The organism is Mucilaginibacter gossypiicola, assembly GCF_900110105.1.
GTDB lineage: Bacteria > Bacteroidota > Bacteroidia > Sphingobacteriales > Sphingobacteriaceae > Mucilaginibacter > Mucilaginibacter gossypiicola.
The window spans coordinates 1,023,191-1,039,612 of the sequence record NZ_FOCL01000001.1 but is presented as its reverse complement, the minus strand read 5'-3'; the positions used below and the strand labels follow the sequence as shown (position 1 = coordinate 1,039,612).

General features: G+C 43.8%; 9 protein-coding genes. 8 read left to right on the top strand and 1 reads right to left on the bottom strand.

Annotated elements, in window-relative coordinates; genetic code table 11:
* Window positions 1–2: 2 nt before the first annotated feature.
* Window positions 3–812: a DUF4249 domain-containing protein gene (locus tag BMX50_RS04345; protein ID WP_091208111.1), complete on the top strand. Its 810-nt coding sequence runs from the start codon at window positions 3–5 to the stop codon at window positions 810–812.
* 560 nt (window positions 813–1,372) lie between these two features.
* Here BMX50_RS04345 and BMX50_RS04335 read toward each other — a convergent pair.
* Window positions 1,373–2,146 (bottom strand): NUDIX hydrolase, encoded by a 774-nt coding sequence (locus BMX50_RS04335; protein ID WP_091208105.1) that lies wholly within the window; start codon window positions 2,144–2,146, stop codon window positions 1,373–1,375.
* Between the two features lie 119 nt (window positions 2,147–2,265).
* Between BMX50_RS04335 and BMX50_RS04330 the strand changes: the two genes are divergently transcribed.
* From BMX50_RS04330 to BMX50_RS04300, 7 genes are all read left to right on the top strand, one after another.
* Window positions 2,266–4,749, top strand: a complete 2,484-nt coding sequence (locus BMX50_RS04330; RefSeq protein ID WP_091208102.1) for a glycoside hydrolase family 2 TIM barrel-domain containing protein — start codon at window positions 2,266–2,268, stop codon at window positions 4,747–4,749.
* Window positions 4,750–4,779: 30 nt separating this feature from the next.
* Window positions 4,780–5,157: a hypothetical protein gene (locus tag BMX50_RS04325; protein ID WP_208864639.1), complete on the top strand. Its 378-nt coding sequence runs from the start codon at window positions 4,780–4,782 to the stop codon at window positions 5,155–5,157.
* 19 nt (window positions 5,158–5,176) lie between these two features.
* Window positions 5,177–7,525, top strand: coding sequence for a glycoside hydrolase family 3 C-terminal domain-containing protein (locus tag BMX50_RS04320; RefSeq protein ID WP_091208100.1), 2,349 nt, complete (start codon window positions 5,177–5,179; stop codon window positions 7,523–7,525).
* Between the two features lie 10 nt (window positions 7,526–7,535).
* Entirely contained in the window at window positions 7,536–10,382 is a 2,847-nt protein-coding gene (locus BMX50_RS04315; protein WP_091208097.1) for a glycosyl hydrolase, read from the top strand.
* A gap of 1 nt (window position 10,383) precedes the next feature.
* Window positions 10,384–11,190: an SDR family NAD(P)-dependent oxidoreductase gene (locus tag BMX50_RS04310; protein WP_091208095.1), complete on the top strand. Its 807-nt coding sequence runs from the start codon at window positions 10,384–10,386 to the stop codon at window positions 11,188–11,190.
* 465 nt (window positions 11,191–11,655) lie between these two features.
* A complete protein-coding gene (locus BMX50_RS35175) occupies window positions 11,656–11,970 on the top strand; it encodes a DUF6660 family protein (RefSeq protein WP_091208092.1) in 315 nt (104 codons plus the stop codon).
* Between the two features lie 75 nt (window positions 11,971–12,045).
* Entirely contained in the window at window positions 12,046–16,422 is a 4,377-nt protein-coding gene (locus tag BMX50_RS04300) for a CusA/CzcA family heavy metal efflux RND transporter (RefSeq protein WP_091208089.1), read from the top strand.

Genomic DNA, 16,422 nt, shown 5'->3' with positions numbered 1-16,422 from the left:
CAATGAAACACATTCCATATTATATCCTGACTGCCTGTATCTTGTTATTCGCTTCGTCGTGCACGAAGGTAGTCGATCTGAAACTTAATGATGAAAGCGGTAAACTGGTGATTGAAGGTAACATTACCAATGGTACGGGGCCACAAATCTTTAAGTTAAGTACAAACGTGCCATTCACTAACACAAATACGTATCCGGCAGTGTCGGGCGCTACTATAACGGTTACTGACCAGGCCGGTAACAGCTACTTGTTTGTGGAAGGTGTTGCTGGCACTTATACCAATACACAGCTAACAGGTATTCCCGGCAACACCTATACAATGACTGCGCTGATCAAAGAAATTACCTATACGGCTGTTTCCACCATGCCGCAGGTTGTTACCCTGGATTCGCTCAGTTCAAAAAATCAGGCGATCAGCACTGGTGATAATCCTAAAAAGCAAGTTACCGCTTATTATCGTGATCCGGCTGGTTTGGCAAACCAATACCGCTTTGTAGAATACGTGAACGGGGTGCAGGTAAAAGATGTATTTGCGACGAACGACCAGTTTAATGACGGCCTGGCAACGAACATGGTGCTTCGGGGTGGAGACGGGGATGAAAACGCGATACACGCAGGTGATACGGTTACAGTCGAAATGCAGTGCATCGATCATCCGATGTATCTGTATTGGCTCACCCTATCACAACAATCGCAGGTAGGGCCGGGGGGGAGCGTTACGCCGTCTGATCCGCCCACAAATATCACTCCGGTAACTTTAGGATATTTCAGCGCCCATACAACACAGACAAAAACAATAGTTGCCAGATAGGTTAAGGTATAAACTGGCTATAGTCAAAGAGATGAAAGCCAACTGCTGCTATTTCTAAATTACGTCATCGATGGATAAGCACCCAGTTGGGTGCACTGAACGGCCTTTGCGATATTGTAAAGGCCGTTTTCTATTTTCGTTTTTTTTGCAATCTGCCTTTAAAGCTGTAAAGGCACTTTTTGGTTTGAGCACAATAAGGTCAACCCAACTGGGCAAAACCCAACAAACCCTAAATTTTCCATTTGTAAATCTTTGCATTTGAGTTAAATACTGTATTTTTTATTGGAGCTTTCTGGTTCGATGTTCCGAAGCCAGCAATTAATTATCTGGTTGAAGATGATTTATTGCTCATAACATCGAACCATAAATTTTAACTAAAGACTCAGCGAGATTTTATTTTCGGGAATGATATCTAATATAGTTGCTGAAAATTTACAAAGAAATTCTGTCGCCATTTTACCTTCATCTAAAATTGTAATTATCTCATGTTTTCGAAGCTAATTTGGGCCCCCATTTTGGGGATTTGTTTTTCATGGAAGGTATTATGGTTTCAGTTAGTCCTAAAATACTAACTCAACCCCGCTTTTAAGCCCCTCGTCGTATTTTTCTTTATTGAATTTATACAGATAAGGTGGGCGGTGTCCGCTGATTTGTCTTTTTTCATTTAATTTGGTAATGATGCCGGTTGCCAATAATTTTTTGGTAAAGTTTCGGTCATCAAGCGGCTTAGCCAAAATGGTTTCATAAAGGTTATGTATTTCCGGTAGGGTAAACTTCTCTTCCAATAATTCGTAACCAATAGGGTAATGGGCGATGTGCAATCGCAATGCTTTCAGTGCTTCTTTTATGATCAATTCATGATCAAACATCATGAGGGGTAATTCGCTCACCGGCCACCATTGGCACTCTGCCTCGAACTCGGATTTTGTGATTTTGACTTTAGAGAATTCAGTGAGGGTATAAAATGCAATGGATACGAAATAGTCGAATATCCAGGAGTTTTCCGGAATATCATAGCCGGTTACCTCTGCGATATGTTTTGCTGTAAAGCCATTATCTTTTACACGCTGTGGGTTGCCGAATGATTGAAATTGCTCCAGAAACAAACCTGTTAAACCCGTCCTCATGTGTGCAACCCTGGCGGCGGCTTCTGCTATGGATTCGGTTTTCTGAATGTAACCACCGGTAACTGTCCACTTATCCAGGGCAAAAGGCTGTTGTAATAATACTTTTAATTCCTTCTCGTGGTAGCCGAATATCACGTTGTCAACGGCTACGTTAAGTAAGAAATTACTTGAGTTTTTGAAAAAGTCTTCAGCTGCGTTGGTATCCATCTTTCTTTTTTCCGGTTTGCAAATATAAGTAATTTTACCTTATCGTAAAAAATACGGATTAGTATTTGGAATTGAGATTTCTTTTCATTTACCTTTACGTAAATAATACGAAAAGGTAAATGGAGGCTTTTTTAAAAGTAATAGTTTCATTCTGCTTCTTGTTGATTGCGGGTATTTCTGTAAGCCATGCGCAGGATTCACGCGCGATCAGTTTTGACAGGAATTGGCGGTTTAAAAAAGATACGATCTATGGCGCTGAGCGTCCGGGCTTCAACGATACCGACTGGAGAACACTGAATTTGCCTCATGACTGGAGCATTGAAGATCTGCCAGATCAAAAGGAAGGCGAAGTGCAAGGTCCGTTCACCAAAGCATCCATAGGAAAAGCTGCCACCGGATTTACTGAAGGTGGTATTGGCTGGTACCGTAAGGCTTTTACATTGGATAAATCCTACATCGGGAAAAAAACTTACTTGCTGTTTGACGGTGTTTACATGAATGCGGATGTTTGGATTAACGGCCATCATTTGGGCAATCACCCCTACGGGTATACCTCGTTCTCCTATGACCTGACTGAATTTCTTAACCCGGCCGGCAAGCCAAATGTGATCGCTGTACGGGTGGACAATACCGGGAAGAACAGTCGCTGGTATTCCGGATCTGGTATATACAGGCACGTATGGTTACTACCGGTTAACCCAACGCATATTAAATTATGGGGTAACTATATCACCACATCTGAAGTGTTCCCGGACAAAGCTGTAATAGGCATTACAACGACTATAGAAAATCAAAAGCCTGCTGATGTTAAGGTCGATATTTTGGATCCGGGCGGTCGGGTTGTTGCATCACACAAGGAGCGCGCAAGTCAGTCCGACATTATTCAAAAATTAATAGTGAACCATCCTAAGCTTTGGGACCTGGATAAACCGGTATTATATAAAGCCAGAGTTTCCCTGATCTCAAATAATCAGATCGTTGACCAAACGATCACAACATTCGGTATTCGCAGCCTGGTGTTCGATCCCCAAAAAGGCTTGTTGCTGAACGGACAATCGGTAAAATTAAAAGGCGGCTGTATTCATCACGATCTCGGGCCATTGGGTGCAGCGAGTATCGACAGGGCCGAAGAACGTAAAGTGGAACTGATCAAAGCCGCAGGTTACAATGCCCTTCGTTTGAGCCATAACCCGGCGTCGCCAGCGTTGCTCAATGCTTGTGATAAGTTAGGGTTGCTGGTATTAGATGAAGCATTTGATATGTGGGAACTACCCAAAAATCCGCAGGACTACCACCTGTATTTTAAAGAATGGTCGCGAAGGGATCTGGCTTCGATGGTTTTAAGAGACAGAAATCACCCGTCAGTCATGATGTGGAGCATCGGTAATGAAATTTACGAGGCCCCCGATTCATCCGGCTATGTAAATGCTAAACGGCTGGCTGATGAAGTAAGGGGGCTTGACCCAACCCGACCGGTAACAGATGCCATCGTTTTTTTGCCACCATATACAAAGAAGCCCTGGACAGCTTATGAATCCCACCTGGCAAACCTTGATATTGACGGTTATAACTATTTCCTTGACCCCTCTGTTTATTTCCAGCGTGATAGCACAATCTTGCACAGCTTTGAAACAGAGAGAGCTAAGCATCCTCAAAAGCTCTACATGGCTACCGAATATTTGGCGAATGCCGCCTTAGAAAATTGGGACGCTGCAGAAAAATATCCATGGTTCCTGGGCGGTTTTTGTTGGACGGCGATGGATTACATTGGCGAAGCCGGGATCGGCAATTCGATTTACGTACCGGAATCACAAAAGCTGCCAAAAGGCTTGATGGGCATGGGATTATTCTATCGTAATAACTGGCCGGTTTATAATGCCTATTGTGGCGATCTTGATCTGATCGGTGATCAAAAACCAGAGGCGTATTATAAGAAAGTGGTATGGCGGCATAGTCCAATAGAAATGTTGGTGCATCGTCCAATTCCCGATGGCCAAAAAGAAGTTGTCGCCACCTGGGGTATGCCTGACGAACTTAAGTCATGGACATGGTCGGGGCAGGAAGGAAAGAAAATACAGGTTGATGTTTACACGAGAGGGAAAACGGTGAAGCTTGAGTTGAATGGGAGAATCATTGCCGAGCAAAGTGTCCCTGGAGGTTCTATCACCGCCACATTTCAAATCGAATATCAACCCGGAACTTTGGTTGCAAAATCTTTTGACAATGGGAAAGAAACAGGGTCGAGCACATTGTCGACTGCCGGGAGTCCTGTCGGTATCCGCCTGATCGCAGACAGGAAAAAAATAAGAGCCAGTTTAAATGATCTATCCTTTATCAGGGTTGAAGTGGTTGATGCCAAAGGGAATTTAGTTCCGTCAGTCAACGGATTAGAGATCAGTTTTAAAATTTCCGGCGCAGCAACTATCGCAGGTGTGGGTAACGGGAGCCCTGCTGATATGTCCAGTTTTCAGCAGCCACGTAAGCAGGTTTACCAGGGTAAAGCATTGGCGATTGTGAGGCCGTTGGGTGCCCCCGGAACCGCGACGTTAACGGCATCGGCCAGGGGATTGCAAAGCAGTTCAGTGCATATTGAAATCAAATAATAACATAATCAAATCAATAAACTCAAAATCATGAAAAAGCTAAACTTCGTTTTTACACTCATTATCGGACTATTTATTTCTTTAAATATCCACGCGCAAACCAAATCAGATTATTACCCGGGCAAATGGAATGTGCTGGTTATGGGTACACCAAATGGTGATTCCAAAATGACTTTTGTACTGGAAAGAAAAGATGGCAAATTGGGCGGCGTTGTTCAGGATTCAACCGGCAAGGAATTGACAAAAATCACTTCTGTAGAAGAAAAATATAAGACCATCACAGCGGCGTTCACGATCCAAAGTTATGATGTAACGCTTACGCTTGACCCTGTAGATGACGACCACGTGAAAGGCAGTTTAATGGGAATGTTTGATGCCAAAGGGGCGCGCGTGAAAGAAACCAAATAAATTTTTTAATCTGTAAAAAATGAAAAGATCAATGATCGCCCGTTTCGCCGCAATAGCTTTGGTATTATCGGGACAAGGCGTTTTTGCACAGGGAACCGCACCGCAGTTTGGTAAAGACCCGATCAAGGCCATCGTAAAGGCGATGTCACTTGATGATAAAGTAAAAATTGTTGTGGGCAAAGGTTTCTCCTTACCTGGAATGAGCATGGGTTCCAATGATGAAACGCCTGATAAAATTTTTGCAATCTCAGGTCACACAATACCTCTTGCCAAATTTGGCATTCCATCAATCAGCATGGCTGATGGTCCTTCAGGTATCCATCGCTGGGCAATGACAGCTAAAGACTCTGCTAATAATAATTTTTCTACTGCCTGGCCCGTAGGCACTTTACTTGCTTCAAGCTGGGATACCACGCTGATTCACAAAGTAGGGGTAGCCTTTGGTGAAGAAATTAAAGATTACGGTATTGATTTTATATTGGGGCCCGGCGCTAATATTCATCGCAACCCGTTGGGGGGGCGAAATTTTGAGTATTATTCCGAAGATCCGCTCGTATCGGGTTCTGCGGCAGCGGCCATCATTAATGGAATCCAATCGCAGGGAGTTGGGGCGACATTGAAGCATTTTGCGGCTAATAACCAGGAAACTAACCGCGCTTCGGTAAACGAAATCATTAGCGAACGTGCTTTGCGTGAAATATACCTGCGCAACTTCGAGATCGCGGTAAAAAGATCCCAACCGTGGGCGATCATGAGCTCTTACAATTTGGTTAACGGTACTTATACATCGGAGAGCAATGACCTGATCACCAAAATACTGCGTGATGACTGGGGTTTCAAAGGAATGGTTATGACCGATTGGTTTGGCGGTAAAGATGCCGTGGCCCAGATGCAGGCCGGTAACAACCTGCTCATGCCCGGTTCGCCGGCACAGATCAAAGCCATTACTGAGGCTGTTAAAAGCGGCAAGCTGTCTGAAGCCGTACTGGATAAAAATGTTGAAGGCATTTTAAATGTCTGGCTGAAAACATTAACGGCTAAGGGATTTGATTATCCGAATAAAGCCGATTTAAAAGCCCATGCGCAGGTAGCAAGAATGGCCGCCGCAGAAAGTATGGTTTTATTAAAAAATTCAGCTCAGGCACTACCGGCACATAGCGGCGCTACTGTGGCATTATTTGGCACACATGGTTACGACTTGATTGCCGGCGGTACAGGTAGCGGGGACGTAAATAAACCTTATGCTATTTCGTTGGCTGACGGATTGACTAACGCTGGCTTTAAAGTCGACGCATCACTTCAAAAAAGCTATAAAGACTATTTGAGCGATTACGCAGCAAAGCATCCTAAGAAGCCTTTGATACAGGAAATTATGAACCCAAGTCCGTTTGCCCCAGAATATATAGTTGATGGTAGTGTTGTGACCCAAAAAGCTGACGCTTCCGATTTGGCGATCGTCTATATCGGTCGTAATGCTGGCGAAGGCAATGATCGCAAAGTAGAAGGCGATTACCGACTAACCAGCCAGGAAGCTGATATGATTAACCAGGTTTCAGATGCTTTCCACGCCAAGCACAAACCGGTAATTGCCGTATTGAATATCGGAGGGGTGATCGACGTAACCACATTTCGCGATAAGGTAGATGCGATCTTACTTGCCTGGGAACCGGGCGAAGAAGGAGGCAATGCAATCGCAGATGTTTTGAGCGGGAAGGTAAACCCATCCGGAAAACTGGCGACCACTTTTCCTACGGTTTACAGTGATGTGCCATCTGCCAAGAACTTCCCTGGTAAAGAATTTCCAGAAAAAGCTACCATGGGAATGATGGGTAAATCGATTCCGGCAGAAGTAATTTATCAGGAAGGTATTTACGTCGGCTACCGCTATTATCATACTTTTAAAATAAAACCTGCTTATGAGTTTGGGTATGGCCTATCGTATACCAAATTTACCTATAGTAATCTAAAACTAAGCGGCCTTACTTTTCATGATAAACTAACAGCCTCTGTTACTATAACCAATTCCGGCAATACCGCAGGCAAGGAGGTTGCGGAGCTTTATTTGACGGCCCCTAAAGGACAATTAGATAAGCCTTCAGAAGAGCTAAAGGGATTTGCCAAAACACGATTGTTAAAGCCTGGCGAATCACAAACCCTGACCTTCACTTTAAATGCAAAAGACCTGGCTTCGTTCAATACCGGCAAATCGGCCTGGATAGCTGATGCAGGGAAATATGTAGTAAAGATAGGCGCGTCAAGTGAGGATATCAAACTGCAAAAGGGATTCACGTTACCAGGATCACTGACCGTTGAAAAAGTTCATAAAGCGTTGGCACCTCAAGCGTCAATAGACGAGCTGAAAAATTAAAGATCAAATCATGAATGCTTTCCGAAAACTAATTGGGTATATCTTGTTGCTGATCCCTGTTTCGTTGTTTGCGCAGGAAAAATCAACCCGTTGGTTTCCCATATATGATTTCAACCCTGCGACTTTTCATAAACCATCAATTCAATTTGCGCCATTCGCACGTTGGTGGTGGCCAGGGAACTTTGTTGATTCGGTGGAGCTGAAACGCGAGATCAATCTCTTCGCTGATCATGATTTTGGCGGCATGGAAATCCAGCCACTTAATTTCTTTATACCCGGAACGCCGGAAGCAAAAGCTAAGATTGTGACCTGGGATACGCCTGACTATTATGCCAATGTAGCTGCAGTCATGAGGGAAGCCAGGAAGCGTGGGTTAACTATCGATATGACTGATGGCAGCGGCTGGCCGCCGGGCGGGCCGTTCCTTAAAGATGAAGACGGTTTTATTACGCTTGCATTTGCTGAAAAAGATGTAACAGGCGGAGATATCGCTATTGTTGTTCCATCGGTGGCCAATAACACTTCAGGACCTTCGCATTTGGAAGCTGTATTGGCTGTCAAAACGCTCTCTAAAAAAGGGGATGATAAAAACACAACGGTTTCGCTTGATCCTAAATCGATCATTGTGCTAACCTCACAAGTTAAAAAGGATTCGCTTTACTGGAACAGCCCTGCGGGGAGTTGGAAAATCATCGCTTTCTGGAGCAAACCGCAGGGCGAAAAAACAATGGCGGCAACACCCGTTCAAGGTCCGGTAGTAAATCACCTTGATTCAGCCAAAGTACTTAAAAGCTACCGGCATTTATTTGGTGAGCGGACAGGCTTAAAAGCCTATTTCGGCAACCCGATGAGGGCCGTTTTTGACGATAGTTACGAGTTTGCCGTTGACCGTTTTTTCTCTCATGGTTTTATCGAATATTTTAAAAAGCATCGTGGGTATGATATTACTCCATGGCTGCCTGCAGAAATGCAGAAGAAGTATAATTACGTGGACTACATGAACCCGCATGCCGCACCTGATTTTACTTTTTCAAAGGAGGACTGGCGTTTAAAATACGACTACGACCTAACTGTCAGCGAATTATTTACTGATCAGTTTTTAGATGTTACCAAAAACTGGCTTGAACCACAAGGTTTGTTGCACCGGGCTCAATCATACGGCTTTAATCTGGACATGATCGCGGCAGCAGGGCATGCCTCGATCCCGGAAACGGAGAGTATGCTCGGGCCGGAAGCCAATGTGAAAATCATGACTTCGGGAGGGCACTTGTACAATAAACCCATCATATCGTCCGAATCGGTAGTTTTTAATGGGAGAGCTTATACGAATACGCCGCAGAAAATTAAAGTCGCCGTTGATAAATTGTTTGCGGTGGGTGTCAACCAGATTATTTATCATGGTGTGCCTTATCGTTACACGCCGAAAGATTTAGGCCCCGAAGGCTGGTACGCATTCTCAACACCGTTGATTTCAGCTGTAAATTTTTCTTCTAACCTTGGCGAGGGCAATATCTTTTGGAAAGATCAAAAGCAGGTTAATGAATATATCAACAGAACCCAATACGCGCTGCGTTCCGGAAAAGCGCACGTCGATGTGCTGATCTATTTTCCTTTTATGGATGTGAATGGTTTGCCGGCTAACCCTGAAGAAATATTGGCCGATGGCTACTTGGCCAATGTTGAGGGACCGCTTCCTACAACCAAAGAAGCAAAAAATGCGACTAAGGAAGCCTGGGCTGCAAAAGTTTACCCGCTCATCAATCAATTATATGCTAACGGGATTACCTGGGATTGGGTAAACGATGAATCTATCCAAAAAGCCGAATTAACAAATGAGCATCAGATCAATATACGCGGAAACAGTTACCAGTCACTTATTTTAGCCGACGATTCTGTCATCCAGCTAAAAACCGCGCAAAAAATAAGATCTCTTGCTGCAAACGGTATGAGGCTGGCTGCTATGGGGCAATTGCCACAGGTTCAACCTTCTTATTTAGATTGGCAGCGCAACGATAAGCTGACCAGTCGGGCCATAAAGGCGGCATTGAGATCCGCTAATAGCCAATATCTTGGAAATAGTACCGCTTTAACGAAATGGATAAAGGGCTTGCGCAACGCCGTTAAGTTCAACGGAGAATACCATTTTACGCGTGAGGTACAGCGGGATATGACCGACGGCAGTCGCATCGAATTTATCTGGAATAAGAGCGACCAATGGCAAACACTTTCCCTGTCGCTGGATAAAAAATATAAAAGCAGCTACTGGATGAATGCTGATGAAGGGACAACGATTAAAAATAGTGGCTCTCTGATCAGCTATCGGATGCCACCTTATGGCTCGATTATTTTATACGCATCTACTAAATATATTACAACTATCCCCGCACAGAAACCTCCAATAGATGACCGCGCAAAGAAAATCATTACGGTTGATCAATGGGACTTAAAAACAGATAGTCTCGAATTGAAAAACAGTCCCCTCTTTGACTGGAGAATGAATGATAAACTGAAATTTTCATCATCAGAGGGCATTTATACTTCATCATTTCAATGGGATAATATCCGTACAGGTTCACCGGTTTATCTCGACCTCGGCAAGGTGTATTACACTGCTGAAGTTTATATCAATGGCAAATTTGCAGGTAAACGGCTATTTGCACCATATATGCTTGATATAGGTCCGTTTCTTATTTCTGGTGATAATAAGATCGAGGTTCGGGTTACAACTGGTCAATTAAATGGCTTTATAGGCAAGGCAAAGCAGGGAGACGTTCACTATAAACAATTCAAAGGTAAAGAAGACCAGACGATGGCTGCCGGCTTAGCAGGCCCTGTTGTCATTAGCGAAAAGCAATAAAATGAAAGTTCAAAATAAAACCATTGTAGTTACCGGCGGCGGGAGTGGTATGGGTCGCGAGTTAGTACTTGCCTTATTGTTAAAAGAAGTAAAAGTTGTCGCATTAGATATTAATGAAACCGGGTTGGAGGAAACGGCAAAACTTGCTGGACAGAAAAGCGCAAGCCTGACTACCCATGTCATTGACATTACCGACAAATCAGCGGTTGAGGAAAGGGCTGTAAAGCTTATTGCAGAAAACGGATATATCGATGGGCTAATCAATAATGCCGGTATCATACAACCGTTTGTGCGGGTAAATGATCTGAGTTACGATTTGATAGACCGGGTAATGAATGTCAACTTCTATGGTACACTCTATCTTATAAAGTCATTATTACCCCATCTGCTCACACGGCCGGAAGCACATATCATCAATATTTCGAGCATGGGCGGATTTTTGCCAGTCCCCGGTCAAACGATCTACGGTGCATCAAAGGCGGCAGTAAAGTTGCTGACCGAGGGGCTTTATGCTGAATTAACTGGTACAACTGTGAAAGTTTCAGTCGTGTTTCCAGGTGGCGTGAATACAAATATTCTTAGCAACTCGGGGCTCGAAATGCCAAAACCCCAAGAGGGAAAAGCTAAAGCCCGTAAAATATTAAGCGCTACAGAGGCTGCGCAAATGATGATTGCTGGGATTGAAAAAGATAAATACCGGATTATAGTAGGCAAAGACGCCCGGATCATGGATATATTATACCGGTTAAATCCAAAATCGGCCGCGACAATGATCACCAAACAAATGAGTAAAATTCTTTCGCATTAACATTGTCACAATCATCGTGTCAATGGGCGGTTATATCCAATCAAATATTAATAAACAAAGAATCGATAAGTACGCATGTTTTCGGCAAAAGATTTTGATCCAGATAGGGCTTAGAATAAACTTTAGACCGGGCAGTTTTCGAACCATAATATATACAGTTCGCAGACTGTTCGGTAAGCGTTTTCTAAAATGAGCTTAAAACACGCTCTTGCTCAATTATATAATTCGAATTTCCCGTCAGGAGATGTACGGTATCAGCCCGGGCAAGACTAACTTCGAACCGCTTGATTGAATCGATACGCTTTTTTTAAAGAATTTGAGAAAATCTAAACGGTTCGAGAATTCAGAAAAGTCCTCTTCGGTTCAATAATTCGAGCATATCAACTAAGTAGTTTAAAATGCAATGCCATTGCAAATAAATAAACGGAACTGCATCAGTAAATTAATTCTTTACCTTTGCAGGATATGAAATACTTGGCTATCATATTCAGCGTCTATATGACGATCCTTGCCATCCTGCCCTGTCAGGATAGAGAGGATATGATTGCCAGCGTAATGCATGTGACGGTTCAAAAAAGTCATTCTGCGAACGATGAAAGAGGTCAAGAAACCTGCCCACCTTTTTGTACTTGCTCTTGTTGCTCTACAGCAAGAACGTTAACTGCAAGGGTTGCCATCAGTATTTTTATCCAATCGATAATTCGGGAATATCCTAATTATAGCATAGCTGCTATTCAGGATCAGCCAATCAATATCTGGCAGCCCCCTCAAATAGGTTAATACGATTTTCTTAAATGTTTCGCCTGCAATCAAATTTGCAAGGCTATCCCTTATTCGTATTAATTTTTACAATTTATGTTTGATAAGATTATCTCGTTCTCTATCAGGAACAAGGTAACAATCGGGATCATGACGCTGGTTTTAATACTGGTGGGTATTTATTCCGCTGTCAACCTGCCGATTGACGCGCAACCCGATATTACCAATAACCAGGTACAGATCATTACACAAGCGCCGAGCCTCGGCGCACAAGAGGTGGAGCAATTTATTACTGCTCCCATAGAAATATCCATGGCCAATATAGCCGGGATCATTGAGAAACGCTCGATATCCCGTTCGGGCATATCCGTTATCACCATTGTATTTAAAGATAACGTGGACATTTATTGGGCAAGACAACAAGTTAACGCCCAATTAAAGGAAGCTGAAAGTAGTATTCCAAACGGTTTTGGTGAGCCCGTTTTGGCGCCTATCACCACTGGTTTAGGAGAAATATACCAATATGTAATTCATGCCAAAAAAGGGTATGAAAATAAATATACTGCCACTGACCTGCGGACTTTGCAGGATTGGCTGGTTCGTACGCAGCTGGCAGGCACAGTTGGCGTGGCCGAGGTAAGCGGCTGGGGTGGTTACGTCAAGCAATATGAAATTGCATTAGATAATGATAAACTCAATTCATTAGGCTTAACCATTCCTGAAATATATCAGGCACTGGAGAAGAACAATGAAAACACCGGCGGTTCTTACATCGAACAACAAAGTAATGCCTATTTCATTCGTGGTTTAGGCCAGGTTCAAAATCTGGATGATATCCGCAAGATCGTTGTAAAAAACAGCAAAGGTTCACCGATATTGATCCGGGATATAGCTACGGTGCAATTCGGCAGCGCGACCCGTTACGGCGCAGTAACCCGTAATGGCGAAGGCGAAGTCGTTGCTGGTGTTACACTGATGTTGAAAGGAGAAAACTTCAGTCAGGTGATCGATAATGTGAAAGCCCGAATGGTGCAGATACAAAAGTCCTTACCTGAAGGTGTGGTAATTGAGCCATTTATTGACCGTACTGAACTGGTTGGCCGGGCTATTGGCACCGTTGAGCGCAATTTATTGGAGGGTGCACTAATCGTCATATTTGTATTGGTGTTGCTTTTAGGCAACCTTCGTGCGGGGTTAGTGGTAGCTTCCGTTATTCCCCTGGCGATGCTGTTTGCCTTTTCAATGATGCGTCTATTCGGGGTCTCCGGCAACCTGATGAGCTTAGGTGCCATCGATTTTGGCCTTATAGTAGATGGCGCAGTAATCATTGTTGAAAGCGTTGTCCATCACATTACTACGGGCAGCTACAAACAAAAAGGTGTAGAACAACTTACAACCGAACAAATGGATAGTGAGGTTCGGGACAGCGCCAGTAAGCTGATGAAATCAGCGGCATTTGGGCAGATCATTATCCTGATCGTTTACCTGCCATTATTATCCCTGGTAGGAATTGAGGGCAAGATGTTCCGCCCAATGGCACAAACCGTTGCCTTTGCAATTTTGGGTGCATTTGTCCTATCGCTAACCTATGTACCAATGGCAAGCGCTCTGTTGTTAAGTAAAAAAACTTCGCACAAGCCAAATATTTCCGACCATATTATTGGCTTTCTGCAAAATATCTACCAAAAAACATTGGTAGTCATCCTTAAAGCCAAAGTGATCACGGTAACCATTGTATTTATCCTGTTTGGCATAGCTATCTGGACATTCAGCCGAATGGGTGGTGAATTTATTCCTACACTCGAAGAAGGTGATCTGACTGTTGAAATATCCATGATGCAGGGCACTTCCTTAACCGAAGTGGTTAAAACATTTAGTAAAGCCGAAAAAATCCTCAAAGACCAATTCCCTGAAATTAAACAGGCCGTTACCCGCATCGGTAGTTCGGAAATACCGACAGACCCGATGCCGATTGAAAAGGGTGATATGATGTTGGCCATGAAGCCAAAAGCAGAATGGAAAACGGCAAAGACCCGCGAAGAAATAACCGAGAAAATGGAAGAGGCATTATCCGTTATCCCAGGCATTAACGTGGAGATTTCACAGCCGATGCAGATGCGGTTTAATGAATTGATGACCGGTATCCGGCAGGATGTTGCAATCAAAATATATGGCGACGACCTCGACGTATTAGCGACCCAAGCCAATAAAATAGCCAAATTGATTGACCATGTGAAAGGTGTGCGCGAACCTTATGTAGAAAAGGTAAGCGGTTTACCACAGATACAAGTTGCCTACAACCGTGATAAGATGGCGCAGTATGGTTTAAATATTAGTGATGTAAATATGATCCTCAAAACTGCTTTCGCCGGAAGTGTGGCAGGTGTGGTATTCGAGGGGGAAAAACGCTTCGATATGGTGGTTCGTTTGAACCGCGACCTGCGGGAAAATATATCGGGTGTAGAAAACCTGCTTATCCCTTTACCGTCTGGTAACAAAGTTCCTTTGAGCCAGGTTGCTGACATTTCTTTTAAAGATGCACCGGCACAGGTTTCGCGCGAGGATGGGAAGCGCCGTATCTATGTAGGCTTTAATGTAAAAGACCGCGATGTAGAATCAACGGTTAAAGAAATTCAGGCCAAGCTCAATAATAGTTTGAAACTACCATCCGGTTATTACTTAACCTATGGCGGTCAATTCCAGAATTTACAGGCAGCTAAAGCAAGGTTATCTATAGCTGTTCCAGCAGCCTTGCTATTTATACTGATCCTGCTTTATGTAACCTTTCGTTCAATAAAAGAAAGCCTGCTGATTTTTACGGCGGTGCCATTAGCTTCAATGGGTGGCGTGGCCGCTTTGCTGTTACGTGGTATGCCTTTTAGTATATCGGCCGGAGTTGGTTTTATTGCCCTGTTTGGCGTGGCGGTACTCAATGGCATCGTACTGATCGGCTATTTCAACCAGTTAAAAGAAGAAGGCTGGGATAATATCTATGACAGGGTATTAGAGGGGACTAAAACCCGATTAAGGCCTGTATTGATGACAGCCTCGGTAGCATCTTTAGGCTTTTTGCCGATGGCCTTATCATCCAGCGCCGGTGCGGAAGTTCAAAAGCCATTAGCTACCGTCGTGATCGGGGGGTTAATAACTGCAACTTTTTTGACACTCTTTGTATTGCCCTGCCTTTATCTCTTATTTAACCGCAAGGAAACGATTCTCGTTAAAACGCCGAAAACCTTAATAGTGCTCTTTATAGTTGGCGGCGCTTTGCTTTTACAACCAGGTCGCTCACAAGCACAAAACAATCCACCATTAACGCTGGATAGTGCTATCGCCAAGGCGTTGCGCAATAACTTACAAATACGTTCAGTCAGACTTTCGGTAGAACAAAGCCGCGTCCTGCAAAAATCAGGTACTGATATTCCAAAAACAGACCTAACCATAACGCAAGACCCAACAAGTGGGGGCAACATGGATAATGCCATCGGTATCACCCAAAATATTGCCTGGCCAGGTTTATATAAAAACCAGCGTAAGCTGTTGAACCAGCAAACAATATTAGCGGAACGGACAGGTGATGTCGCCCGAATGGAAATCACCCGTAATGTACGCAATGCTTACTATGCTTATCTGCTTAGCCGGGAAATGATGCGCATATTAAACTACCAGGACAGCATTTATAACGGTTTCGTGAAACGCGCCGAGGTCAGGTTAAAGACCGGTGAAACGTCTAACCTGGAACTATTCAGTGCCAAAAATAAATATCAGGAAGTGCAGGCCTTGAAAATAGGCGTACAAGCTGATCTCAAAAGCAATGAGTTAGCTTTAAAGCAACTGCTGAATACGAATCAACCGATTTTGATAGCTGAAAGTAAATTGCCAATGCTTCTAACCGCCTCAAGCGATACTCTAAATACCAGCCGCAATGCACAGGTGAATGCAGAATTGCAAAACATTGAGGTAGCCAATGCCCGTATTGCGGTCGAAAAATCTAAAGGAATGCCTGACCTAAAGTTGGGCTATAACCAACAATTACTGATCTCCGGCTTTAACCCGGCAGGTATTGACCGAAGCTATTCTCCCGGTACCCGCATTGCCGGTATTCAGTTCGGTGTAGCTTTGCCAATTTTTAATGGGGCCAACCGCTCACGGATTAAAGCCGAAAAAATATCCAGCCAGATCGCCCAGGCAAATTATCAAAATACTCAAAGCCAGGTGCGACTACAATACGAACAGGAAATACAGCAATATCAAAAGTTCAGGCAGGCTGTAGACTATTACACAAGCGGAGGGCTAAAACAAGCCGATGAGCAGTTACGCATTACGCAGGTTTCCTTTAACCTGGGTGAGATCGGCTATATCGAATATATTCAAAACATATCTGCCGCTGTGCAAACTAAATTAGCTTATGTCGAAGCGGTTAGCCGATTGAACCAGTCTGCCATTCAAGTACAATATTTAAGAGGAGAATAA